The 23375-nt window shown below is 64.8% G+C and carries 20 protein-coding genes and 1 pseudogene; 6 read left to right on the forward strand and 15 right to left on the reverse strand.

Translation table 11 applies throughout. From position 1 onward, the window contains the following. Positions 1 to 124 precede the first annotated feature (124 nt). Both IEX88_RS02255 and IEX88_RS02260 read right to left on the reverse strand, forming a co-directional pair. Entirely contained in the window at positions 125 to 1093 is a 969-nt protein-coding gene (locus IEX88_RS02255; protein ID WP_188848925.1) for an aldose epimerase family protein, read from the reverse strand. A 100-nt stretch (positions 1094 to 1193) separates the two neighbouring features. Beyond that, positions 1194 to 1616, reverse strand: a complete 423-nt coding sequence (locus IEX88_RS02260; protein ID WP_244639767.1) for a MarR family winged helix-turn-helix transcriptional regulator — start codon at positions 1614 to 1616, stop codon at positions 1194 to 1196. A 269-nt stretch (positions 1617 to 1885) separates the two neighbouring features. Here IEX88_RS02260 and IEX88_RS02265 point away from each other — a divergent pair, with 269 nt between their 5' ends. Continuing rightward, positions 1886 to 2296 (forward strand): dihydrofolate reductase, encoded by a 411-nt coding sequence (locus IEX88_RS02265; RefSeq protein WP_188848926.1) that lies wholly within the window; start codon positions 1886 to 1888, stop codon positions 2294 to 2296. Here IEX88_RS02265 and IEX88_RS02270 read toward each other — a convergent pair whose 3' ends face one another. The 3 genes from IEX88_RS02270 to pabB are packed head-to-tail and all read right to left on the reverse strand — an operon-like array spanning position 2297 to position 5137. Continuing rightward, a complete protein-coding gene (locus IEX88_RS02270) occupies positions 2297 to 3160 on the reverse strand; it encodes an aminotransferase class IV (RefSeq protein ID WP_188848927.1) in 864 nt (287 codons plus the stop codon). Further along, positions 3141 to 3737, reverse strand: coding sequence for an anthranilate synthase component II (locus IEX88_RS02275; RefSeq protein WP_188848928.1), 597 nt, complete (start codon positions 3735 to 3737; stop codon positions 3141 to 3143). Before IEX88_RS02275 ends, IEX88_RS02270 begins: the two co-directional genes overlap by 20 nt. Further along, positions 3734 to 5137: an aminodeoxychorismate synthase component I gene (gene pabB / locus IEX88_RS02280; protein ID WP_373289533.1), complete on the reverse strand. Its 1404-nt coding sequence runs from the start codon at positions 5135 to 5137 to the stop codon at positions 3734 to 3736. The genes IEX88_RS02275 and pabB overlap by 4 nt, the downstream gene beginning before the upstream one ends. A 125-nt stretch (positions 5138 to 5262) precedes the next feature. On the opposite strand from pabB, the gene IEX88_RS02285 reads away from it, so the two are divergent. Further along, positions 5263 to 6477, forward strand: coding sequence for an adenylate/guanylate cyclase domain-containing protein (locus IEX88_RS02285; protein ID WP_188848929.1), 1215 nt, complete (start codon positions 5263 to 5265; stop codon positions 6475 to 6477). Positions 6478 to 6866: 389 nt separating this feature from the next. Here IEX88_RS02285 and IEX88_RS02290 read toward each other — a convergent pair whose 3' ends face one another. Beyond that, positions 6867 to 8381: a cation:proton antiporter gene (locus tag IEX88_RS02290; RefSeq protein ID WP_308423815.1), complete on the reverse strand. Its 1515-nt coding sequence runs from the start codon at positions 8379 to 8381 to the stop codon at positions 6867 to 6869. Positions 8382 to 8600: 219 nt separating this feature from the next. Between IEX88_RS02290 and IEX88_RS02295 the strand changes: the two genes are divergently transcribed. Continuing rightward, complete coding sequence (locus tag IEX88_RS02295) at positions 8601 to 9131, forward strand: dihydrofolate reductase family protein (protein ID WP_188848930.1); 531 nt, start codon at positions 8601 to 8603, stop codon at positions 9129 to 9131. A gap of 97 nt (positions 9132 to 9228) precedes the next feature. Here the strand turns inward: IEX88_RS02295 and IEX88_RS02300 are convergent, their stop codons facing one another. From IEX88_RS02300 to IEX88_RS02310, 3 genes are all read right to left on the reverse strand, one after another. Beyond that, a complete protein-coding gene (locus tag IEX88_RS02300; RefSeq protein WP_308423823.1) occupies positions 9229 to 9582 on the reverse strand; it encodes an OsmC family protein in 354 nt (117 codons plus the stop codon). Positions 9583 to 10055: 473 nt separating this feature from the next. Beyond that, a complete protein-coding gene (locus IEX88_RS02305) occupies positions 10056 to 11024 on the reverse strand; it encodes a mechanosensitive ion channel family protein (RefSeq protein ID WP_244639768.1) in 969 nt (322 codons plus the stop codon). A gap of 609 nt (positions 11025 to 11633) precedes the next feature. Then, positions 11634 to 12589, reverse strand: a protein-coding gene (locus tag IEX88_RS02310) for an IS630 family transposase (RefSeq protein WP_188849286.1) whose coding sequence is annotated in 2 segments (ribosomal slippage) — positions 11634 to 11911 and positions 11911 to 12589 — 957 coding nt in all. Because the reading frame shifts where the segments join, the coding sequence is not laid out codon by codon here. 865 nt (positions 12590 to 13454) lie between these two features. On the opposite strand from IEX88_RS02310, the gene IEX88_RS02315 reads away from it, so the two are divergent. Next, positions 13455 to 13859 carry a hypothetical protein gene (locus IEX88_RS02315; protein WP_188848932.1) on the forward strand — a complete coding sequence of 135 codons (405 nt, stop codon included), beginning with the start codon at positions 13455 to 13457 and terminating at the stop codon, positions 13857 to 13859. A 57-nt stretch (positions 13860 to 13916) separates the two neighbouring features. On the opposite strand, the gene IEX88_RS02320 is transcribed toward IEX88_RS02315, so the two are convergent. From IEX88_RS02320 to IEX88_RS02345, 6 genes are all read right to left on the reverse strand, one after another. Further along, positions 13917 to 14213, reverse strand: a complete 297-nt coding sequence (locus IEX88_RS02320) for a curli assembly protein CsgF (RefSeq protein WP_188848933.1) — start codon at positions 14211 to 14213, stop codon at positions 13917 to 13919. 30 nt (positions 14214 to 14243) lie between these two features. Continuing rightward, the gene (locus IEX88_RS02325) at positions 14244 to 14852 is read right to left on the reverse strand and encodes a hypothetical protein (protein WP_188848934.1); all 609 of its coding nucleotides are present in this window, start codon (positions 14850 to 14852) and stop codon (positions 14244 to 14246) included. Between the two features lie 43 nt (positions 14853 to 14895). Continuing rightward, a complete protein-coding gene (gene csgH / locus IEX88_RS02330; protein WP_188848935.1) occupies positions 14896 to 15273 on the reverse strand; it encodes a curli-like amyloid fiber formation chaperone CsgH in 378 nt (125 codons plus the stop codon). A gap of 67 nt (positions 15274 to 15340) precedes the next feature. Then, positions 15341 to 18574 carry a beta strand repeat-containing protein gene (locus IEX88_RS02335; protein WP_188848936.1) on the reverse strand — a complete coding sequence of 1078 codons (3234 nt, stop codon included), beginning with the start codon at positions 18572 to 18574 and terminating at the stop codon, positions 15341 to 15343. A gap of 263 nt (positions 18575 to 18837) precedes the next feature. After that, positions 18838 to 19698 carry a CsgG/HfaB family protein gene (locus IEX88_RS02340; protein ID WP_188848937.1) on the reverse strand — a complete coding sequence of 287 codons (861 nt, stop codon included), beginning with the start codon at positions 19696 to 19698 and terminating at the stop codon, positions 18838 to 18840. Between the two features lie 246 nt (positions 19699 to 19944). Continuing rightward, the gene (locus IEX88_RS02345) at positions 19945 to 20367 is read right to left on the reverse strand and encodes a hypothetical protein (RefSeq protein ID WP_188848938.1); all 423 of its coding nucleotides are present in this window, start codon (positions 20365 to 20367) and stop codon (positions 19945 to 19947) included. A 200-nt stretch (positions 20368 to 20567) separates the two neighbouring features. Here IEX88_RS02345 and IEX88_RS02350 point away from each other — a divergent pair, with 200 nt between their 5' ends. After that, the gene (locus IEX88_RS02350; RefSeq protein ID WP_188848939.1) at positions 20568 to 21398 is read left to right on the forward strand and encodes an invasion associated locus B family protein; all 831 of its coding nucleotides are present in this window, start codon (positions 20568 to 20570) and stop codon (positions 21396 to 21398) included. Positions 21399 to 21799: 401 nt separating this feature from the next. Further along, a pseudogene (locus IEX88_RS02355) lies at positions 21800 to 22952 on the forward strand (IS3 family transposase). Positions 22953 to 23375 lie beyond the last annotated feature (423 nt).

The raw sequence follows: 23375 nt of genomic DNA on the forward strand, positions 1-23375 counted from the left end.
TTTTCACCTCAAGCGCCTGTTTGAAGCCATAGTATGACCGGTCGTGCGACCGGATGCTGCGCCCCGACGCGGCCGATCGCGCCGCGCGGGTCCAGAGCGCGGCGCCCAGCGGGGTGCCAGGCGCTCAGAGCCGGGTGAAGCGATAGTGGCTCTCATGGCGGTAGGTCTGTCCGGGATCGAGGCGGGAGGCGGGGAACAGGGGCTGGTTCGGCGCATCCGGCCAAGCCTGCGGCTCAAGCGCGATGGCGCCGTGGCGGCCGATGGCGCGCCCGTCCAGGCCGAGAATGGTGCCGTCGAATTTTGCGCCGTCATAGACCTGCAGCCCGGCCTCGCCGCTGGCGATCTCGACCGCAACCCGTCCCGCCTCGCTGCTGAGACGGGCGATCGGGCGCGGCACCGCCTGGCGTCCGCCGTTCAGGCAGAAATTGTGATCGACCAGGGAAGGCCCCTCGGACAGCGTCCGGCCCGAACGGAAGTCGAAGGCCGTGCCCTCGACCGGGGCGATCTCGCCGGTCGGGATCAGTCCGGCGTCGACCGGCAGATAGGCGTCGGCGGCGACCGTCAGGCGGTGGTCCTGGGTGGTGGGCCCGCCCGACAGGTTGAAATAGAGATGCGCGGTGAGGTTCATCACGCTCGGACGCGAGACCTCGCCTTGATAGACGATTTGCAGGGTGTCGTCCGCCAGGGTGAAGGTCGCGGTGACCACAGCCTCGCCGGGATAGCCGTGTTCGCCGTCGGCGGCCTCGAGGCGCAGAACGGCCTGCGTGTCGCTCGCCGCGACGAGCGACCAGTCGCGGGCCCAGAAGCCCGTCAGCCCGCCATGCAGGTGGTGCGGTGGCTCATTCAGCGACAGCTGGAACGTCTGCCCGCCGATCTCGAACCGGCCGTGCGCGATCCGGTTGGCGTGGCGGCCGATCGTGGCGCCGAGAAAAGATCGGTTGGCGGCGCCGTAATGCGCCCTGTCATGGGCGCCGACGACCAGGGAAGGGCCGATGCCGGCCAGATGCACGGAGCGGACCGAGGCGCCGGCGGTCATGATCTCCACCGCCAGCGACGACGAGCGAAGGGTGATCATGGACGGTTCAGACTGCATCGATGGGCCCCTCATGTCCTGCCGACATCCTGCAGCAGCTAGTCGAGATGGCGAGGCGGAGTCAAAGGGGCGAGGCGATCCGCCGAAGCAGAAACGCGTCTCAGCGAAGGCGCCGCAGCTTGACGGTCAGGAGCCCATCGACCTGGACGAGCGCACTCGTCAGGGTCTCGACCTCGCGCGGACTGAGGGCGGAGATGAGATCGGCTTCCAGCCGGTTCCAGATTCCCTGGACCGAGTTCTTCACCCGATCGCCCTCGGGCGTCAGCACCACCATGGTCCGTCGCCCGTCCTGCCGATGGGCGGTCCGTTCGATGAGGTTCTTGTCGACCAGGCGATCCAGCATCTTGGAGACCGTCGACGGCCTGACCGCCAGAAGGTCGGCGAGTGCCGAGACGCTGACGGGAACGCCGAGTTCGAGGCGGTGGAGGAGCTGGTCCTGGCCCGGGTGCAGATCGATCTCGGTCAGCATCAGCATCAGGAAGGCGCGGGTGGACTTCGCGATGGACAGGAGGGTGGGGACCATCCGCTCCCCGCCCTTGTCCGGGAGTGTGAGCAGTCCGCCGCTGTTGGAACTGTCTGAGAGGCTTTGCCGGTCGATCATGCTGAAGTTATGTGCCGAACCCCGGGGCCGTTCCATAAACTATGTTAAGCTAAAGAATTTTAGCAGGCATATTGATCAAATCGGGATGATCGGCAAAGCCGACCTCCGCGCACCGGTGCTAGTCCCCGGTATCGCGAGGCCGTCTCCGACGCTAGGGATGGTGGACGACGGACGAGTGACGAGGGATGGGAATGGCGGACATACGGGTCATCTGCGCGATCGGACAAAGCGGCCAGCTCGGCCTCGACGGCGTTTTGCCTTGGGAAGGCAATCCGGGGCGGCCCTTCGTGGAGGACGTCGAACGCTTTTTCGAGGTCTCGCGCGGCCATGTCCTCATCGCCGGCCCGCGCACCGTCGCCTCCTTTCCCGCCTTCGTGGCTGAGACGCGGACCATCGTCGAGATCCGCTCGCACGAGGATCCCGAGGAGGTGCTGGCGCGCTTTCCCGATCGCGTCGTCTATATCGGCGGCGGCCCAAGGGTGTGGGACGTCTATTCCAAATACGTCCGCCACTGGGACATCAACCGCATGCCCTATGACGGCCCGGCCGATACCTGGTTCGATCCGGCCTGGCTGCTCGCCGGCGGCGCCGGGCGGCGCTGATCAGCCGCGCGGCAGTTGGGCGCCGAGCGCGCGCGGGTCGGTGCCGCACTCGGCGGCGATCGCCTCGCACAGCCCCTCCATCAGCCGCCGGACGGTTTCCGGAATGTCAGCCGCCCCGCCGGGCAGCGCCGCCGGCGCCATCAGCCGCAGGCTGTTCGACAGGAACAGCCCGTCGACGGCATCGAGCTTCTTGGCGGTGATCGAGCGCTCCAGCGGCCTCAGGCCGAAATTTTCGGCATTGTCGACGATCCAGGCGCGGGTGATGCCGGGCAGGACGCCGTCCTTCAGCGGCGGCGTTAGAAGCTCGAAACCGTCGACGACGAAGAGGTTGGCGAGCGCCGAGCAGGCGGCCATGCCGCGGCTGTTGAGGAACAGCGCGTCGTCCGCGCCCTCCTCCTTCGCCTTCTCGAGCGCCAGCACGGCATCGAGATAGCCGAGCGCCTTCAGCCGCGACAGGGGCGAGGTCTCGTTGCGGCGGACGGGCGAAATCACCAGGCGCTGCGGCGCAAACATCAGCGCCGGCGCGAGCGGGGCGCTGGTGCCGAGAAGCATGGGTCTCGGCTCGGGCGGCAGGCCGAGGCCGCGCGGGCCGGGGCCGCGCGTCACCGTGAGGCGGATCGACCCGGTCTGCTGGCGCTCGGCGAGCGCTGCCATCGCGCTCTCGATCCGCGACCGCTCCAGCGGGATCTGCAGCACGGCGAGCGCCGCCATCAGCCGGTCGACGTGCCTTTCCGCCTGGAACACCGTGCCGCCGACGACGAGTGCGGTGTCGAAGACGCCGTCGCCGAGAAGAAGCCCGCGATCGCCCGCGTCGACGGCGCCCGCCGCGTCGCGAAAATCGCCGTCAAGCCAGACGGTCTGCATGCCAGCGCTCCGCAAGATCGAGAAAGTTTTCAAACAACGGCAGGCCGTGTTCGGTCAGCACCGATTCCGGGTGGAACTGGATGCCGTAGGTCGGGTGGCTGCGGTGCCGGAGCGCCATGACCTCGCCCTCCTCGGAGCGGGCGTCGACGACGAGGGCGTCCGCCATCGCCGCCGTCTCGGTGACGATCAGCGAATGGTAGCGCCCGGCCTGCATCGGGCTGGGAAGGCCGGCAAACAGCGCCGCGCCGTCGTGGTCGAGGGTCGAGGCGCGGCCGTGCAGCGGCCGCCGCGCCCGCTCGACCGTGCCGCCGAAGATCTTGCCGATGCACTGGTGGCCGAGGCAGACGCCGAGCAGCGGCACGGTGCCCGACAGGGCTTCGACGACAGACAGCGAGATTCCGGCCTCGTCAGGGGTGCAGGGACCGGGCGAGACGACGATGGCGCGGGGGGAAAGCGCTTCGATGCCGGCGAGGTCGATGGCGTCGTTGCGCACGACATGGGTGCGCCCGCCGGCGCGCTCCAGATAGCGCGCGACGTTGAAGACGAAGGAATCATAGTTGTCGATGACGAGGATCACGTCTTTCCCCCGAAGGCGGAAAACACACGCGCCGCCTTGGCAAAAGTCTCCGCATATTCCGCCTCGGGCTCGGAGAGGATGGTGATGCCGCCGCCGGCCTGCAGCGTCGCTCGATTGTTCTGCAGCGTCACGGTCCGGATGGCGATGTTGAGGTCGAGCGATCCGTCGAAGCCGAGATAGCCGATCGAGCCGCAATAGGTGCCGCGGGCCCGGTCCTCGATCTCGGTGATGATGTCCATGGCCCTCAGCTTCGGCGCGCCGGTGATCGAGCCGCCGGGAAAGGCGGCGGCGAGGAGATCGAGCCCGTCCATGCCCTCGCGCAGTTTTGCCGTCACCACCGAGACCAGGTGATGCACCGAGGCATAGGTCTCGAGGCCGCAGAGCACGGGAACCTCGACCGAATCGGGCGTCGCCACGCGGGCCAGATCGTTGCGCAGGAGATCGACGATCATCACGTTCTCGGCCCGGTCCTTTTCCGAGGCGAGAAGCCCTTCGGAAAAGGCGCGGTCCTCGTCCGGATCGGCCGAGCGCGGCGCCGTGCCCTTGATCGGACGGGTCTCCACGTCGGCGCCGCCGAGCTTCAGGAATCGCTCGGGCGAGGAGGAGGCGATGGTGAGGCCGGGAAAGTCGAGAAAGGCGGCGAAGGGCGCGGGGTTTTCGGCACGCAGCCGGAGGTAGAAGGCGAAGGCGTCGAAATCCTCCGGCAGGGGCGCGGTGAACTGCTGGGCGATGTTGGCCTGGTAGATGTCGCCGGACAGGATGTAGTCGCGCACTTTTCCGATCGCCGCGCCGTAGCTTTCGGGCGTAAAATTCGACGTCCAGTCGAGGGCGGCGCCGCGGCCGGCCGGCACGGCATTGTCCTGCGGCTGCGCGAGGGCGGCGAGAAACGCGTCCGTCTGCCGCTCGGCCCGCCGGCGCCGGGCCTCGGTCCCGGTTTCGGGATGGCCGGAGGAGAGGATCGTGGCCGTGCGCTCGACAAGGTCGAAGGCGAGGATCGTGTCGTAGAAATTCAGGCGCAGCGACGGCTCCGAGGGATCGAGATCGCCAGGGCTCGCCAGCCGTTCCAGGTGATGGGCGAAATCATAGCCGAAGACGCCGATGGCGCCGCCCTGGAAGGGCGGCAGGCCGGCCGCCGGCACCAGCGGGAATCGCCGCAGGACGGCGCGCAGCGCCTCGAGCGGCGGGCCGGGCAGGCGCTCGCCGGCAAAGCACGCGCCTTCCGCGTCGACGGTGAAGGCGGCGAAGGGCGCTGCCGCGACATAGGCATGGCGGCCGAGCGCGCCATGGGGGAGGGCGCTGTCCAGGAAGGCGAGGCCGCCGAGGCCGCGAAGCCGCCCTGCCGCTTCCGCCGGCTCCATGAAATCGATGCGTCTCTGCCCCATGGCCGGGATGTGAAGCATGTCTCGTCCGCTCCGTCAAAATCGCTCGCCGGGGAAAGGCGGCAGGCGGGCCGATCGATCCCCGGCGCATTCTTCCCATATGGGGATGGGCGCGGGTGATATCCCGGTCCGCAGGGAAAGACGAGATGACGCAACCCCATGTCGAACGTGTCGCCGCCTGGATCGCCCGGCAGGGGCTGGCCGGCGCCAGTGAGACCACATTGCTCGACGGTTTCTGCGCCGAATGCGCGGCCGCGGGCCTGCCGCTGTCGCGCGCGATGCTGATCATCGACACTCTGCACCCGATCTACGAGGGCCGCGTCTTCCGCTGGCGCAATGACGGCGTCGCCGAGGAGCCGATGGTCGAATACGGCCGCACCGATACGGGCCAGGCCGCGGCCGACTGGCAATCCAGCATCTTCTACCGGATGCTCAGCGCCGGCGAGGAGGAGTGCCGGCTGCGCATCGCCGCCGAGGATGCCCATCCCTGGAAGCACCTCGCCGAGCTGAAGACGGCGGGCCACACGGACTACATCGCCTTCGTCCACCGCTTTTCCGGCGAGTCCGCCATCGGCGAGATGGACTGCCTCTATTCCTACTGGGTCACCCGCGACCCCGAAGGTTTCGGCGAGGAGGGGCTGGCGGCGCTCCGGGCGCTGCTGCCGGCGCTGGCGCTGGCGGTAAAATGCGCCTCGCTCGCCCGCATCGCCGCCACGCTGGTCGAGGTCTATCTCGGCCGCGATGCCGGGCGCCTCGTCCTCAGCGGCCGCATCGCCCGCGGCGTGACGGAGACGATCCAGGCGGTGCTGTGGTTCTCGGACCTCCACAACTTCACAACCCTCGCCGACGCGGCCGAGCCCGGCGAGATCATCCCGCTCCTCAACGATTATGCGGACGCGGCGATCTCGGCCGTGCATGCGGCCGGCGGTGACGTGATGAAGCTGATCGGCGACGGGGTGCTGGCGATCTTCAAGGCCGAGGATCCGGCCGAGGCCTGCCGCTGCGCGCTTTCCGCCGAGGCGGACCTGCGCTTCCGCGTCGCGGCGCTGAACGCGCGGCGCGTCGCCGAGGGACTACCGGTGACGACGGTCACCCTCGGCCTCCACATCGGCCCGGTCTCCTACGGCAATATCGGCAGCGACGACCGCCTCGACTTCACCGTCGTCGGCCCGGCGGTGAACGAGGTCAGCCGCATCTCCTCGATGTGCCGCTCGGTCGACCGCGGCATCCTCGTCTCCTCCGATTTTCAAGCCGCGACGCCGGCGCCCGAGCGGAACGACCTCGTCTCGGTCGGCCGCTATGCCCTGCGCGGCGTCGGCAGGGCGCAGGAGCTGTTCACGATCGACCCGGAGCGGCTGTAGGGGGAGGCGGGGCGCGGCGGCATGGGGTGAAAAGGCGACGGGCGGCTTTAGGGATACAACAGGGACAAGCTGCCCTCCCCCTCAAGCGAGCGGCGCACGTTCAAACTTGCTGGGCGTCCTCTCAGACGGTTGAACTTTCCCGACCGTCTCCGGCCGCAGGATCAGCTTCTGGTCACGATCTTCGGCTCCGGCCCATAGCTTACCCGGACCACACGGTGGTCGTCGCGCACAGGTGCAGACGCCATGAGGCTCGATCCGGATCGTATCGCGCCTGCTGGAATTTCACTCGCTCATCAGGCGGTCGCGCCGTCGATGCCGCCGGGCAAATGGGCCACTCCTAATGGGAGGCTGGACCCTGCAAGCCCGGGGGCGGGATCGCCTCGTCGGTATCAGGGTCTCGGCCGTGGCTCCGGTCGAGTTGACGCATGATCGGCGTGACGGTCAGGCCGTGCATCAGGATCGACAAAAGGATGATCAACCCGACGAAGGCCCAGAGACGCTCGCCGCCCTCGACGTTCTCCATGTGGTTCAGGCCGTAGGCGAGATAGTAGATCGACCCGACGCCGCGAATGCCGAAGAAGGCGAGCGTCAGCTTCTCGTGCCAGTCCGCCCGATGTCNGGGGCGGGATTGCGTCGTCGGTATCAGGGTCTCGGCCGTGGCTCCGGTCGAGTTGACGCATGATGGGCGTGACGGTCAGGCCGTGCATCAGGATCGACAAAAGGATGATCAGCCCGACGAAGGCCCAAAGACGCTCGCCGCCCTCAACGTTCTCCATGTGGTTCAGGCCGTAGGCGAGATAGTAGATCGACCCGACGCCGCGAATGCCGAAGAAGGCGAGCGTCAGCTTCTCGTGCCAGTCCGCCCGATGTCCGAGCATTCCGATGAGCCCGGTGATTGGCCGCACGACGAGGAGGATGACGATTGCCGCCCCCACGTCGATCCAGTGCAGCGGACCCAGCAGGCCGCGAACCAGCGCTCCCCCGAAAAGCAGCAGCAGGACCATCATCGCACTGCGCTCGATCTGTTCGATCAACTCGTGCATCTCGAGATGAAAGTCATGACTACGGTGCGAGTGACGAAATGTCAGCGCGGTGACGAAGACGGCGAGGAAGCCGTAACAATGGATGAGCTCGGTCAGGCCGTAGGAGACGAAGGTCGCCGACAGCGCAATGAGGCCGTCCCCGGTCTTCGCCAGATTGGACTTGCCCGGGACGTGAAAGGTCAGCCAGCCGAAGACGCGGCCGATGGCATAGCCGGCGGCGACACCTGCGACGATTTCCCAAAGAACGTTGTAGGTGAGCCACTTCGCCAGCCAGGGCTCGCCGGTGGAGGCGGCCAGAGAGAGGGCGATGGCGAGGTGGACGAACGGGAACGCAAAGCCGTCGTTGAGGCCGGCTTCCGACGTCAGGCCGAACCGGACCTCGTCCTCTTCGCCCGACTTTGGTGGGCCGACCTGGACGTCCGCGGCCAGCACCGGGTCGGTCGGGGCCAGTGCTGCGCCGAGAAGCAGCGCCACTGTCCATGACAGCCCCATCCACCACCCCGCGATGAGCGTGATGGCTGCGATGCTGAGCGGCATGGTGACGGTGATGAGGCGCCACGTGATCCCCCACGTCCGGAAGCTGAAGATCCTGTCGAGTTTCAGCCCGGCGCCCATCAGAGCGATGATGACCACGAACTCCGAGAAGCGTTCGGTGATCTCTGGATACTGCGTCGGGAGAGGATCGCGGCCCGCTTGCGGAAGGGAGAAGATCGCCGCTCCCAGTGCGATGCAAACGATCGGCAGGGACAGAGGTAGGTGACGCAAGGCCAGCGGCAGCCACGCCACAAGCGCGATCAGGAGCCCCGCGCCTGTCAGGACGAGGATGTAGGGATCGGGCGTGAGGTCGATCGAGATGTCCATGGTCTAGGCCTTTGCGGAAAAGATTCCGCCTGCATAGACAGTGTCTTTGGACGCGACGGCGAGAAGCAATCGCTCTCCATGTCCAATCTAGCGCACGCCCCGCGATGGCCCAGCAGTTTTGTCGGAGTCATCCGCCTCCTCTGCCTCCGAGACCGGACGGGGTGGAAAGCAGCCGCTAGCATCGGCTACGATAAGAAGACCTTTGGGGGATCTCACAGGGTGGCCAATCTCGTCTTCGGAATGAACCTGTCGCTGGATGGCTATGTCGACCATCAGAAATTCGCGCCGGGTCCTGCGCTCTTTCGTCACTGGATCGCGCATGTGCGCAACCTGACCGGCAGCCTGTATGGACGCCGAATGTACGAGATCATGCGCTATTGGGACGAAGACGATCCCGAGTGGGACGCGGAGCGCCGCGATTTTGCGGCGGCGTGGCGGCGCCAACCGAAGTGGGTCGTGTCGCGCTCTCTGAAGGCCGTCGGTCCGAATGCCACGCTCGTCGCCGACGATCTTGGTGGGGTGGTCCGCGGCCTCAAGGATGAGTTGGCAGGCGAGATTTCCGTTTCCGGGCCAGAGCTCGCGAGAAGCCTGACCGAGCTTGGTCTCGTCGATGAGTACCGGCTCTACTTCCACCCCGTGGTGCTGGGTCGCGGCACGCCGTTCTTCGCCGGCGCCCGCCCGCCGCTTCGCCTTGTGACCAGTGACCAGATGGACGAGGATGTGGTCCGGTTGACGTACGTTCCTGCTTGATCGCTCGACGGATTTCACCGCTGAGCTTCGGGTCGACAACGGACGTGCGCGTAAAATCATAAGCAGTCGCAGCTTTAGGCAGAAGACCTACTTTGTTTCAGGTCGGCCTCGCGCCGTTCGATCCGGTTGTCTGGATTGTTACCGGTACCCCGTTGCGGATGGAGTTCGTGACCATCGTTGTCGCCGCGGCCTTTGTGATCAGGTCATGGGAATCTGAGCCGTCGAGCGTTTCGCATGCCACCGTCATCGTCGCGCCCGTCATCAGCAATGGATCGCCATCCAGTTCGACGGTGACTGTGATCGTGATCGATCCGACTTTCACCCCGATATCGTGGGCGACGTATCGAAGATCATTGGAAAAGCAGCCCCCGATCGCAAAGCCGAGGAGTTGAGCGCCGTTAAACCCGAGTCCTAAGCCGCCGGCTTTCCCCTCGGGTCGATCAACGACTATTGTATGATGACCGGCCCCATCCTAACGCGGCTTCTGTGTTATCCACGCTGCGCAGTTCTACCGTTATCGAAGCCATCAGGTTGGATCCGTTTGTCAATTGTGGGTCAAGCCTAGCCACGGATAATGAAACCGCAAGATGAGGTGAGACAGACCGCATAGCTTGCATGGGATACGGCAAATAAGTGGCTCCTCTCACTAACTGGCGACGCGCACTCAATCGTCTCGGAGGGGCCGCGAGCGAACGGCAGCTATCGCGACGGCACCCCAGGAGCGGACGGTCAGCTTTCGGCCCATTCCGGCGATCAGAGATTATTCTGATTTGGCTGAGTGGACCAAGCCGCTCGCGAGGGATACCGGCAGCTTAAAGACTTTCAGATCGATACTGGCGCGATGCGGCACCCCGCGAACGACCAAAGGAGGGTGACCGAACCGGGCAACGATTGAAATGCCGCGGGACGAACAGCCGGTGCGGATTACAAGTCGCCTCGCAGGCGATCTCCGTCGCGGACTTCCAGTCGAAGATCGCGTGCCGGCCGAGGGGGCTCGTGGCCGGGCTTCTTCGGCCAGCCTTCGCGCTGCGCCCCGCGCAGGCCGTCGGTTTCTTCGGACTGGTCGTGGAAAAGCATGACCTGCGTCGGGAAAGGCATGTTGATGCCCGCTTTGTCCAACGCCACCTTCACCGCCTCGAGCACTGCGGCCTGGACATGAACGACGTCGGTGCGCTTCGAGTGCGTCCACCAGCGGACGCGAAGGTTGACGCTCGACCCTGCGAGATCCCAGACGAGCACTTCGGGTTTCGGCTCCGCCTCGATGCCGGACACGCTTGCCACCGCGTCCAGGATCGCCATCCGCGCCGCCTCGATGTCGTCGCCATAGCCAATGCCGACATCGTACTGGGAACGCCGCGTCGGGCGCGCCGTGTTCACGGTCACCGCGTTGGAATAGACGTCGGCATTGGGGATGATCGCGCGGCGGCCGTCGTACATGGCGATGATCGTGGCCCGCGTCTCGATCCATTCAACGGTGCCCTCATAGCCGTTGACGACGATCTGGTCGCCGACGCCGAAGGGACGCTGGATGAGGATCAGGAGACCCGCCAGCCAGTTCTGGAGGATGTCCTTGAACGCGAACCCGATCGCGACCGATCCGATGCCGAGGCCAGCGATAAGGTCTCCGGGGTTCAGCGAAGGGATGACGATCGTCAGCGCCAACAGACCGCCGACGAGAAGGATGAACCATTTGACGAAAGATCCGAGCACCGCGCCAAGGTTCGAGCGGTCGTGCTTTTGCGCCCAGGATCGAAAGCTGCGCTCGACGCCCCAGGCGACGAGGAACACGATCGCAAAGAGGACGAGTGCCACGACGATGTTGGGAAGAAGCTTCTGAAAGCCGACCACCCAGCTTTCGATCTTCGCCAGAATAAACGCGGGATCGATCCGCACGGCCTGGTCGACCGTCTGCGGCGCCGTTGCCGCAAGGGTGTCGATGGCGGCGGGATCGGGTGGGCGCGACGGTCTGCGCCTGGGCTTCGAGCATGGAACGACTTTCGGTTGAACGCCGGCGAACGGTACATCGCTTCGGGGATCGTCCGGAGAAGATGGAGCGCCGGCCGCCGACGGCATCCCTTACCGGTCGTTTGCAGAACGGCAGCTTTCCGCGGAGGCGCCCCAGAAGCGAACATGCCGCTTTCGGCCCCTCTGCGTCATCGGAAATGATTTTCCGCTTCGCGCCCTTTACGGTTGTCCGGACACAAACCTTTTTCCCAGAATCGGACATTCTGTACCTGCCAGGGGATCGTCTCCACCGCGGAGGCGGGCGAAGTTGATCAACTATGGCAAATCCACCGAGTTGGCTGAGCGACCGGAAGGGCAGTAACGTCATCCTCTGTTAACGCCATGCCGAGGACGCGGCGAACCGCTCGGGCGGAAGGCCGTCGCACTCCCCCTCAACGTCACCGATATCGGCGGCGTCCGAGCTTCGCCGGACGCGTCCTCGAGAATCTCTCCGGCAATGGGGCCGTACCACCTTCGACCATCTAGAGCAGCGGACACTTAATCAGACGCGCATCCCGCGGCCTTGAGGTAGTTCCAGCGCTCTTCTGGTTCAAAGAGGCCGCAGATATCGCCGATGGCTTTCCAGAGATCGCCGAATGTCATGGCGGCAGCCTTGCGCAGATGTGCCTTCAGCTTCGAGAACGCCATCTCGCTCGGGTTCAGGTCCGGCGAATAGGGCGGCAGGGACAGGAACCAGGCGCCTTTTCGTCGAAAGCACTCGGCCGCCCGCTGGCTTTTGTGGACGGCGAGATTGTCCAGGATGACAATGTCGCCGTGCGCAGCGTCGCGGCGAGCTGCGTCTCGATGTAGGTGTCGAAGGCGGATCGATTGAGCGGCCGGTCGATCACCCAGGGTGCGGTCAGCTCGTGGCAGCGCATGCCGGCAATGAAGGTCTGGGTGCCCCAATGGCCGAAGGGCGCGTCGGCCCGCAGTCTGCGGCCGCGCCGACTGCGCCCTCGCAACCGGGTCATCGTGGTGATGACCGAGGTCTCGTCGATGAACACCAGGCGCTGCGGCGCCAGCCGCATCCGGGGCTGGCGTTTGGTCATCCAGATCCGGCGCTCCTCACGCACGTCGGCGCGTGCGCATTCCGACGCCATCAGGCATTTTTTATATGTGAAGCCGCGCCGGCACAGAAAACGCGACACGACCGCCGGGGCTGCGGTCATCCCGTGCGCCTTCAACAGCAGCACAGCCAGTTCCGGCATGGTAATGTCGGGCTTGGCCTCGACGGCGGCGATCAAAAAGACCTCGAACACTTCCAACTTGCCGCTGCCGCGAGGGCGGCCCTGCTTGCACGGCGCGATCGATCCCGACTGCACCCGCCGCTGGTCCAGCTTGATCGCAAAGCTCTCGCTGACGCCAAAATGGCGCGCCGCTGCCCGCCGCGACTGGCCCTTGTCGATGAAGCCGACGACACGCTCACGCAGATCAATCGAATAGCTCTTGCTCAGGATCCGCCTCCAAAACGAGGGAATCACGGTGAAGGCTTAAAGGGAAGCGGGCCGCGGATTCTGGGATTCAGTCCGACGCTCTAGTCAAAATGCCAGACAATATGAAACTGCGAGCCTGCCGGAGACAACGGAGGCTCAGTTCGACGCGCTGTTCGACTCGTATATGAAGGGCGCCTTTTTTCCTGACGCTGGTCCTGTTGCCGCTGTTGGCGGGCGCCGGGCGCTTGGTCATTTTCTCTTAAGGGCTGACGCGGGTATCAGACCCGACTCTTGAACCGCCAGCTTTCGCTGCCGTCTCAACGATATCGCGGTGATGGGTCAGGCGGTCGAGGAGCGCGGCAGTTGTCGTACGACCCGCGCGACTTGCGACCCTGCTCGCTTGCCAGAAACTGCCCGATTTCGGCCCATTCCTCGTCCAACAGATCGTCCCGCGCCAATGCGGCCTCCTAAAAAGACGCCCCTGAATCACGCCTCAGGCGATCTGGGAACCCATTTTGTCAGAAGGATTTAGTGTTTGGTGTCAACCATCGGCTGCGGGTGCCGGCGACCGTTATTCATGAGAAGCGCCGATAGGCGGATCTCCACCATTTTCTCCTTCCTGCCGTTTGCTTGGGCTTTGCCCAGCGGGGCTTGTCGAGCAGGCGACCTGTGGCACCCCGTCGATCGAGCCGCAATCGGCCGCCTTATGCCTGATGATTGCGTCGCGGATCTGACGCCCGCGATCAGCTCTACAGTCAACACAATCTAAACAAATTTATTCGAATTTTGTCTATCCAATAGGTATTTAAGTAACCGTTCTAATCAACCGAAACTTACGACGAATGAGGTAATTCTAATACTGCAAAGACGCTTGAGGAGATAGACCATGACAATGCTCGTGAGGATTGCGACCGTCGCCGCGTTCAGCCTTGGCGCCCTGCCGACGAAGGCCGACGATTCGTTCACTTCGCTGGCCTACCTGCCGCAGATCAGCCAGTCGGCCTATTCACAGCTGGGCAGTTTCCCGACGACGAAAGACATCTTCGGGCCGATTGCCGCGCAGATCGCCGCAATCCCATCTCCGGCCGCTGGCGCCAACAATCTGGCCTACACGCTGCAAGACGGTGAGGGCAACGCCGCCTCCGTGCAGCAGTACGGGCAGTACAATGTCGGCGTCATTCAGCAGACCGGCGCCTACAACATCGCGGCGATATCGCAGCTTGGCAACGACCACAGCGCCTTCATCATGCAGAGCGGCCGCGGAAATCAGGCCTTCATCGCCCAGCGATAGCGGCAGCGTCGCTGTCCGCCATGGCCGCGGGTGGGCGCGACGGCCGACGCCTCAGTTTCAGTTGCCGACGACGGGCGTGGTAATCGGAACTTCCGGCAGGGTCGTCGGATCGGTCGGTGTCGTCTGCGGAATCGAGCCGAAATCAGGGAAATCGATGGTGAAGCCCCCGGTGCCGCTGCCTGCGCCAGGTGCCTGGGCAGTCGCCTGGGATAGCAGCCAGTTCCCGTTGATGGCATCGCCACCGAAAGATGGATTGATCGGCCGGTAGACCAGTTCCGAGGCCGAGGTGGTGGAACCGGCGGCGAGAACAGTGAAGGCCAGGACGCCGGCCAGGCGGAGGAATGTCTGTGTCATGGCAGGATCTCCAGTCTTGTAAAGGGGCGCTTACTTCTTCGGCAGAACGTACATTCTGCCGGGGACGACCACAACGACTTGGTTGTTCAGGCCGCTGATTCCGCTCGGCATCATGAATCCCGCCGACTGGTTCGTCTGCACGGCGAGGACGCTGGAATTTTGCGAGTTGCGCACGTCGAGGGCACCGCCGAGATTGTTGCCGGCCTGCAGGTAGGCGATGTCGTTGTTGTTGCCCGAGACCGCGACCAACTGAAAATTGTTGTCGCCACGAATCACCTGCAGGACGGAATTGTTGCTGCCGCCTTGAGAAAGCAGGAGCGTGCTGTTCACGCCCTCGATCGACTGGACGGCGCGGTTGTTGTCGCCGCTCTGCGAGATCAGCGAGAGGTTGCCGCTGCCGTTCATCGCCGAGTCGGCGAAGTTGCCTGTTCCGCTCTGCGCGATCGCGCTCGTCCCGCCCCCCGGATTGCTGACCAAAGGCGAGAGCGGCGCCATCAGGCTCGGCACGTCGCCGAGAATGCCGCCGCCGGTGCCGGTCATCAGGTTTTCGGCCGAAGCGGTCCCGAGGCCGAGGCAGAGGCTGGCGGTGACGAGCAGCGTAGCGGCCGAGCGGCGAAGGATGGCAGGCAGGTTTGACATGGCGAGAATGCCTCAATCTGGATGCGGGTCGGGCGGCCGGGTGTCAGATGGCGATTTCGGCATCGATGCTGCAGAGCGGCGCGCCGCCCTCTTCCGTGATGCTGACCCGCAGCGTCAGGGACGAGGGCCGATCCACCGCGAGCTGGACATCCCCGAGCGAGCCGCCCTTAAAGCGGTTCGATTGGCGGATGGCGCTGGTGCCGCCGGACGATCTTTTCGTCATCACCACCTGGAAGGTTCCGGAAAGATCGCTCGAAGTTTCGATGAACGGCCGGAGCACGGCCATGCCTCCCCCCGATATTGTGACGCCGCAGCCTGTGATGCGCGGGTCGAGGGCAAGGCCGGCAATGCCGTTCGTCGAAGCTTCGCTGGGAAAAATGGCAGCCGAGAGCATCAGGGAGAGAAGCAGGATCTTCGACATAGGGACCGCCTGAGATCGGGTTCGGGCAGGAGAAGAGCGGGGCGCCGAAGCGCCCCGCTTGTGTTGCTTACTTCTGGGTGATCGACGCGAGATTGCCGCGGCCGGACTGGACGACCAGGGCGTTCTGGCCCGCGGCGGACTGCGTGACGTAGGCCACATTCGGGTTCGTCGAACCGCTGCCGACGCCGTTCTGCAGCACCGTCGCGTTGTTGCCGCTGCCGGTCTGGTTGATCCAGGCATTGGAGTAGTCACCGGTCTGGAAGACCGAGGACGACTGGCTGTTGCCCGACTGGGAAACCCCGACGATGGAGTTGCTGGCGACCTGATAGATCGCCGACTCGTTGCCCGAACCGGTCTGGCTGGTCAGGGCGAGGTTCTTGTCGCCGGTCTGAACGGTCGTGGCCGTGAGGCTCGAACCGTTCTGAGCGGTTACGACGCCGTTGCCGTCACCCTTCTGCAGGGCCGTCGACTGGTTGCCGATGCCCGTCTGACCGGTGATGGCGCCGTTGCCGTTGCCGTCCTGGACGGTCAGCGCGAGGCTTCCCAGGCTCTCGATCTGCGTCGTGGCCGCGATGTTGTTGTCGCCGGTCTGCAGAGTTGCCGCCGCGGTCAGCAGCGCGAGGTTCTGGGTCGTGGTGGCGAAGTTCGACACGCCGTTGTTGTCGGCATCCTTGCCATTCTGCACGGTGGCGGCGATCGCCCCGATCGTGCCGGTCTGGGTGGTGAAGCCGAAGTTCTTGTCACCGAGCTGGACGGTGCCGGCCAAGGAGGCCTGCGTGACGACCTGGGTGTTCGACGCCACGTTGCCGTCACCGACCTGGGCGATGCCGGCCGCCGAGGCGGTGGTCGGCAGCGAGATTTCACCGAACGGATTTGTGAGCGGGCCACTGATAGTCTCAGAAGACTGTCCCGGCGTCCAGACCAAACCTCTTCTAAAGGAAGGTGTGGCGAAGTAGGTAGTGACTGTCTGCGTCAGGGTCCCCTCCGCCGGCGCCAGAAGCTTCCCATACTGCTGGTTGCTTGCAAGGTTTGCATCACCAATCTGGGCAACCACGGCGACCGAGTCCGAAACAGGGGCGGATCCGGAGCCAACCAGTGCCCCTGGCGCTGCGACAATCCCGGTAAAGATCTGCTGGTTAGTTGGGTTGAAAAATGTCCCACCCGGATAAGTTACATTTCCGCCGATCGTGTAACCCGGAACTGTAATGGATGCGGTCTCGGTGCGACCCTGCGTGTTGTAGGCCCTGTTGCCGTCGCCGACCTGAACGGTCGTGGCAATGACGTTCGAGCTCTTCGCCTGCTGGACGTTGGCGGCCTCGTTGCCCGAGCCGAGCTGGCCGATCTGCGCCGTCGAACCGGTGACGCCGTCCTGCAAATTGGCGGCGGTGTTGTCCGTGCCGGCCTGGAGGATGCCGGCAGTTCCGCCGAGGCTGTTCAGCTGCGCATTGCCCGCCGTGTTGCCCGAGCCGAGCTGGATGATATCCGCCGTCGAGCCGTTGGCGGCCGTCTGCACGTTGGCAGCGCCGTTGTCGGAGCCGCCCTGGACGATGGCCGCCGAGCTGTCGGTGTCGGTCTGGGTGTTGGCGGCGACATTGTCCGAACCGAGCTGGATAATGCCGGCATCCGAGCCGCCGCTAGCGGTTTGAAGGTTGGTCGCGGCATTGCCGTCGCCGCCCTGGAGGATCGCGGCGCCGACGTCGGTGCCGCCGGTCTGGACGTTGGCGGCGAGGTTGTCGGTGCCGAGCTGGACGATGGCCGCGCTCGAGTCGATCACGTCGGTCTGCAGGTTGCCGGCGGTGTTGGTATTGCCGCCCTGCAGGATCGTCGCCGAGGTCGGGTCGACATTGATCTGGGTGTTGGACGCCTCATTGCCGGTGCCGAGCTGGGCGATAGTCGCCGTCGCATCGGCGCCGCCGGTCTGGAGGTTCACGCCGACATTGTCGGCGCCGCCCTGGACGATCGCGGCGGTGGCGTTGTTGCCATTGCCGGTCTGGACGTTGGTGCCCTCATTGCCGGTGCCGGCCTGCAGGATCGAGGCCGCATTGTCGGCGCCGGTGTCCTGGACGTTCACAGCGGTGTTGGTGTTGCCCAGCTGACCGATGGTGGCGGTGTTGCGGGTGAAGCCCTCGGAGCCGACGGCGTCGAGCTGGAAGTTCGAGGCGACATTGCCCTCGCCACCCTGGACGATCGTCGCGGTGTTGCCATCGGCGAGGTTGCCGCCGCGGTTGCGGGCGTTCAGCGCCGTGTTGTCGGCACCGAGCTGCAGGATCGAGGAGGAATGGCCGGTGCCGCCCTCCGACAGGTTGTAGGCCTTGTTGCCGTCGCCACCCTGGACGATGGTCGCGGAGGAATTGCGGCCGTCGTTCTGGCTGTTGAGGCCCAGATTGTCGGTGCCGACCTGGGCGATCGCCGCGGTGTTGTCGTCGTTGTAATCGCCGCCATGATAGGCGCTGATCTGCGCATTGACGGCCTGATTGCCGATGCCGACCTGGGTGATCGACGCCGAGTTGTCGGTCGAGTCCTGCCCCGGCAGCAGACCACCGCTCTGCGTGTTGACGGCGGAATTGTCCCAGCCGGCCTGGACGATCTGGCTGATGGAGTCGCTGTCATTGGCCTGGCTGCTCAGCGCGCCGTTGCGCAGGCCGCCCTGCAGGACGATGACCCGCGAGCCCTTGGCCTCGCTCTGCGTCGTCACCGCGCCGTTGCCGGCGCCGCCCTGCGCGATGCCGGCGAAGGCGCCTTCGCTGGTTTTACCCCGCTGCGAGGTCGAGGCGAAGTTGTAGGCGCCGGTCGCGCCCTCGGTGCCGAGCTGGATGATGCCGGCGTCGTTGCGGCCCACGCCCTTCTCCTGGACGTTCTGCGCCCAGTTGTTGTCGCCGCCCTGGAAGATGGTGCCGCGGTTGTTGCCGGTCTGCTCGAAGACGTCGACGAGGTTCTTGTTGCCGAACTGGGCGATGCCGCCGTCATTGCCGTTGGTGTCGTCGCTCTTCTGGAAGAAGGAACCGCCGACGATGTTGTTGTCGCCGTTCTGGACGACGCCGAGGGAGTTGTTGCCGGTCTGCGCGTCGGCGGGCTGGCCGCCGGCCAGCGGCAGGAAGACGTTGCCCGTGCCGTTCTGGTAGATGAAGGCCTCGTTGCCGAAGGTATCGGGCACCATCGCACCGAAGGCATTCTGCGACAGGTAGGCGAAGTTGCTGGTGTCGACCTGGCCGATGAAGGCCTGGTTCGAGACTTCCTGCGCCGCGGCATGGCCGACGAGCGCGATGATGGCCACGCTGGCCAGTAAGGACGTGCGTGTCATTTTCCGTACCCCTTTAGGGCGGCCCTGCGTGCGCAGTTCCCGCCGAACTCCTCCCGGCATCCCGGTTAACAATTTGTTAATAGCTCAGTCGGCGTTTGAAAAGCAATGGTCAGGCCGGAGCAAGATTCATGCTTAGTTAACTCTGGAAAACGCTTGATAAGGTGCCATTATCAATGCATCGGATCGACAAAGACCCATGAACAAAAAATGGCGCCAGCAAAGCTGACGCCATAATCATTAATTTTACTTTTGAATCCAGATATTTAGGACGTTTTCGCGCCTGCCGCACCCACCGGAACCTTGTAGGAGTCTTCAAAATTCTTGATGAGGGTGGGCGTTTGGGCTGGATCGCGCAGTTCCCACAGCCCAGCCTTCAGCCCGTTGATGATCAGCGAGTAGACCGCCAGCTCAATGCCTTCACGCACGGCCAGCTGTCCGGGGTCGTTGAACGAGATGCCGGCCTCCAGCTCGAGCAACTTGTCCGCCTCGACGAACCTGTAGGCGCCGGCGCGTGCCTGGAAGGAGAAGATCTGCTTCGACGTCGTCGTCGAAACAAGCACGTCGCCGGTCTGCACGCTGACGGCGCGCAGGTTCACCGTGACGATGTCGGAGCGATAGGCCACGTCTCCGCCGATGCCGAAGAACTTCGCACCGGCACCGCCCGTGACATTGTTCGAGTCGTATCCAACGATGCCGCCCTCCAGCAGCATGCCGGCAAAGCGGACCGGCGGCAGCCGCGTTCCGACACCGTAGGCGCGCTGCGTGTTCTCGATCAGGGTGCGTTCCTGCACGAGGTTGGCAAGGCCGGACCGCTCGACCGGGCGAAACCACGAGCCGTGGCCGGCCGCCTTCAGCACATCGATGAGGATGGAGGCGCCGCCCTGCGTGACGGCCCGGGAATATTCGGCGAAGGCTTCATTCGGCTTGGCCTGGCCGGTCAGGTCGGGGAAGGTGTAGACGGCGACGTCGACCGGCGCGGCTGGAGGCGGGAGATCGTCAAGGCGCCCTGTCGTCTTCGTGGCCGCCTGAAGCGATGCCGGTGCCGTGCTCAACACCTGGCCAGACGTGGTGCAGCCGCCGAGAAGGGCGGCAGCGCACACTGCACTGATTACGCGACGATACATGAATCCCCCGGAGCTTTACTGTATTGCCCCCCCAAGGACAATTCAGGCATTCGCGACATGCGGCAGGACCGCACGACACGTTTCAACTGGCACGACAAAAGGGCCGGTTGCAATCGGTCCCGTCTAATGACGGTTAACAAAGCAGTGAGCTATTACGTTAATGCCGTAGAGTCATCGCTTTCGCAAGAGGGCCCGTTTGCCTGGGCGGTCGCCGCTCGCACAATTCTCGGCGTGGGCCGCTGCGGATCACTGGCCAAGGCTCGCTTTCGGCAGTGTGCCGTCAAGGCCGGGCGAGCCGATGACCAGCACGACGCCGTTCCCGACCGAGGGATAGCCGCCGGCATTGGGGCCCTGTTGTCCGGCGGCACCATCCGATGATCCCTTGCCTGGTCGAGGGTCGATGGCTCCCGCGGCGAGCGGAATGATCAGCGACTGCGCCACCGGCGACGGCGCGGACCGCTTCGGCGGCGCGGCGCCCCGCGGTGCCTGCTTGGGGGCGACTGGAACGACGGGAACTGCACCCGGCGGCACCTGGCCGACATAGGCTGGACCCCGCGTCGGCAGGGTGACCTGGTCGACATAGGCCTGCGGCGCTGCGGGCGCCACGGCAAGAAACGCCGCCGCCAGAGCGCACGCCGCGGTTGTGGCCATCCTCGTCAAAGCCGGCATTGTCTCGATTTCCTTCAAGAAAAAGGGCGCCCGCACGCCGCTGATAGCTGGTGCTGCGTGCGGTGGCTGCACTACCGGGTAACTTATTCCGACCCTGCCTTACAAGAACATTCTATTGGTTTGCGCCGGCGTTTGACTCTGACTGGGTTCCCGCACCGGGGTTTGGCGTGTAAAGAGGAGACATTGCGGAGGGAATATTCATGCGTGTGGGTTCGAAAGTGCTGGTGGGTTCGCTGATCCTGTTGACCGGTGGATGGCCCGCCTCAGCCCAGCAGTCTGGCCCTACGCTCACGAGCCCGACATCGGGCGGAACGCTCGGCACGCCGGCCGATCCCAATGCGCCGTTCCGCTCGGCGACCCCGAGCCAGCCCATTTCGGCAGGCTCGACGGCGCCAGTCGCAACCGTCGCACCGCCCGCGCCCGAAAGCGGCACAGCAGTCGTCGCGCCCAACGCTCCGCCAGCCGGCGCCGCGGGGCGCAGTGGTGAGGCTCCGGTCGCCAAGGGGCCGGCGGAGGCCAATGAGAGCGCCGCCACCTCGCCGGTTCCCTCGCCCGACGCCAACCCGCGCCCCCTGCAAGCCAGCAAGAGCGTCGAGTATGGCGACTGGACCCTCGAATGCTTCACCCCCGCTGTCGCCGGCGTGAATTGCCAGGCCACCTCCCGGGTCCTCTCGGCGGACACCAAGCAGAGCGTTCTTGTGTTCAGCATCGTCTATATCCCCGCGCAGGAGGCGAGCCGTGTCCAGGCGGCGCTTCCCCTCGGCTTTTCCTTGCCGCAGGGCGTTCAGATCGATATCGGCGCGACCTTTCAGAGCAGCATCGACGTCAATCGCTGCACGGCCCAGGGCTGCCTGATCGAGGGTTCTGCCGCGCCTGCCCTCATTGCCGCCATGCGCAAGGAAAGCACCGGCTCCTTCACCGTCCGCACGACCGATCTCGTGCCGATCCGCATCCCGTTGTCGCTGAAGGGCTTCACGCAGGCCTACGAGGCGATGGTGAAGGCAAACGTCCGCGAGGTCACGCAGAAATAGGTCGTTTGAACGCGGGACGAGCGTGAGGTTTCAACGGGCGCTTTTGCCTGTCCGATCCTCGCGGACGACGCCGCCGGGAAAGAGGACGAAAGCGGTTCTGTAGGTCGCTGGAGCGCGTGTCAGGACAGACGAAGGGAGCGGGCGGATCCGCAAAGGCTCATCCCCACAATCATCGCCTTGATGCGACTGGCCAGCACCGTCGTATCGAAGAACTTCTTCACAACGTGCCTACCGGGCTCAAGCCACATCCCCCTGCTTTCCTGAGGCCAGCTTTGAATTTGGACGGAGTCAACCAGCGACGACGGAACTCGTTGTCTCCAATGAGGGCCCTCCCCTTCTCACCCGCATCTGGACTTGCCCCGGAAAAGTGGAGAGTTCTCAATGAGGCGTGAGGAGCTCCCATGGCGAAGACACAGCGACGATTCACGAAGGAATTCGAGGAGGAGGCCGTGCGTCTGGTCGAGACGAGCGGCCGGACGTAGCGCGAGATCGCGGAGGACCTCGGTGTCGGGCTTTCGACATTGCGGCGCTGGATCGACAAGCGGCGCGACGCCTTGATGGACAGCCCGCCTCCCGGCCGCGTCGAGGACATGGCGACGGAGATAAAGCGGCTGCGGCGTGAGAACGAGATCCTTTGCCAGGAGCGCGACATCCTGAAGAAGGCGACGGCTTTTTTCGCCCGGAAGGGAAGTCGATGAGGTTCGACCTCATCGATGCGGCGAAAGAGGAATTCCCCGTGCGGCGTCTGTGCAAGGTCCTCGGCGTCAGTCCGAGCGGCTACTTTGCCTGGAAGGATCGACCGGCATGCCACCGGCAGCATCGCGACATGGTGCTCCTGGCGCATGTCCGCTCGGCGTTCCGGCTGTCGAACGGCACCTACGGGAGTCCTCGCATGCGGCATGAACTCCAGGCGGAGGGATCACCATCGGGCGTCGCCGGACGGCCCGGCTGATGCGCGAGAACGGCCTCGAGGCCCGGCAGAAGCGGCGGTTCAAGCGAACGACCGACAGCCTGCACGCCTTCCCGATCACGCCGAACCTCCTCGAGCAAGACTTCGCGGCCGAACGCCGGGACGAGAAGTGGGGAGCAGACATCTCCTATGTCTGGACCCGGGAGGGTTGGCTGTATCTCGCCATCGCCATCGACCTGTTCGCCCGGCGCGTCGTCGGGTGGGCCGTCAGCGACCGTCTCCACAAGCAGTTGGCTCTCGAGGCGCTCGGCAAGGCTCTCGTCCTGCGCTGCCCGAGAGCCGGCCTGATCCACCATTCCGATCGCGGCAGCCAATATTGCTCTCTCGACTACCAGGCCGAGTTGCGGCGGCATGGCGTGCTGATCTCGATGTCAGGCAAGGGCAACTGCTACGATAACGCGATGGTCGAGACCTTCTTCAAGACGTTGAAATCCGAACTCGTCTGGCGCACCGTCTTCCAGACCAGGGCCGAGGCAGCCTATGCCATCGGCCAATATATCGACGGCTTCTACAATCCCGTCCGGCGCCATTCCGCGCTCGACTTCATCAGCCCCGTCCAGTTTGAACGACGGGTCGTCGCATAACCAAAACGCTCTCCACTAAAGCGGGGCAAGTCCAAGTACAGAGTGACTGCTCTTGGGCGACGTGCGAACAGGCCACAATGTCAAAGGTGGGTCGTGAGCGGAACGGCAGCTATTCTCAAGGGCGATCCGGAAGCGCACAGGCTGCTCTCGGCTTCAAGGTGCCGCCGGAAATCATTTCCGACATGAGTGACGAGGCGCCAGTCTGTCTTCAATCAGACATCGTCGAAGCGGGCATCGATGCACCATCAGCTCTTCCCGTCAGAACTCTCAGCAGCAGCGACGGCAGTCGGGGGTCGGCCATCTGAGCTACGTTGAAGCGCATCCCTGGAGGCTTCCGTGATAGCGCCCCGGCAGCAGACAAGCCGCTTTCGGCCCCAGCAGCGGCTTTGTAAGTCATTTTCGAGCAGAGCGTTCAGAGGAATC

This window comes from Aureimonas glaciei, from assembly GCF_014643375.1.
GTDB lineage: Bacteria > Pseudomonadota > Alphaproteobacteria > Rhizobiales > Rhizobiaceae > Plantimonas > Plantimonas glaciei.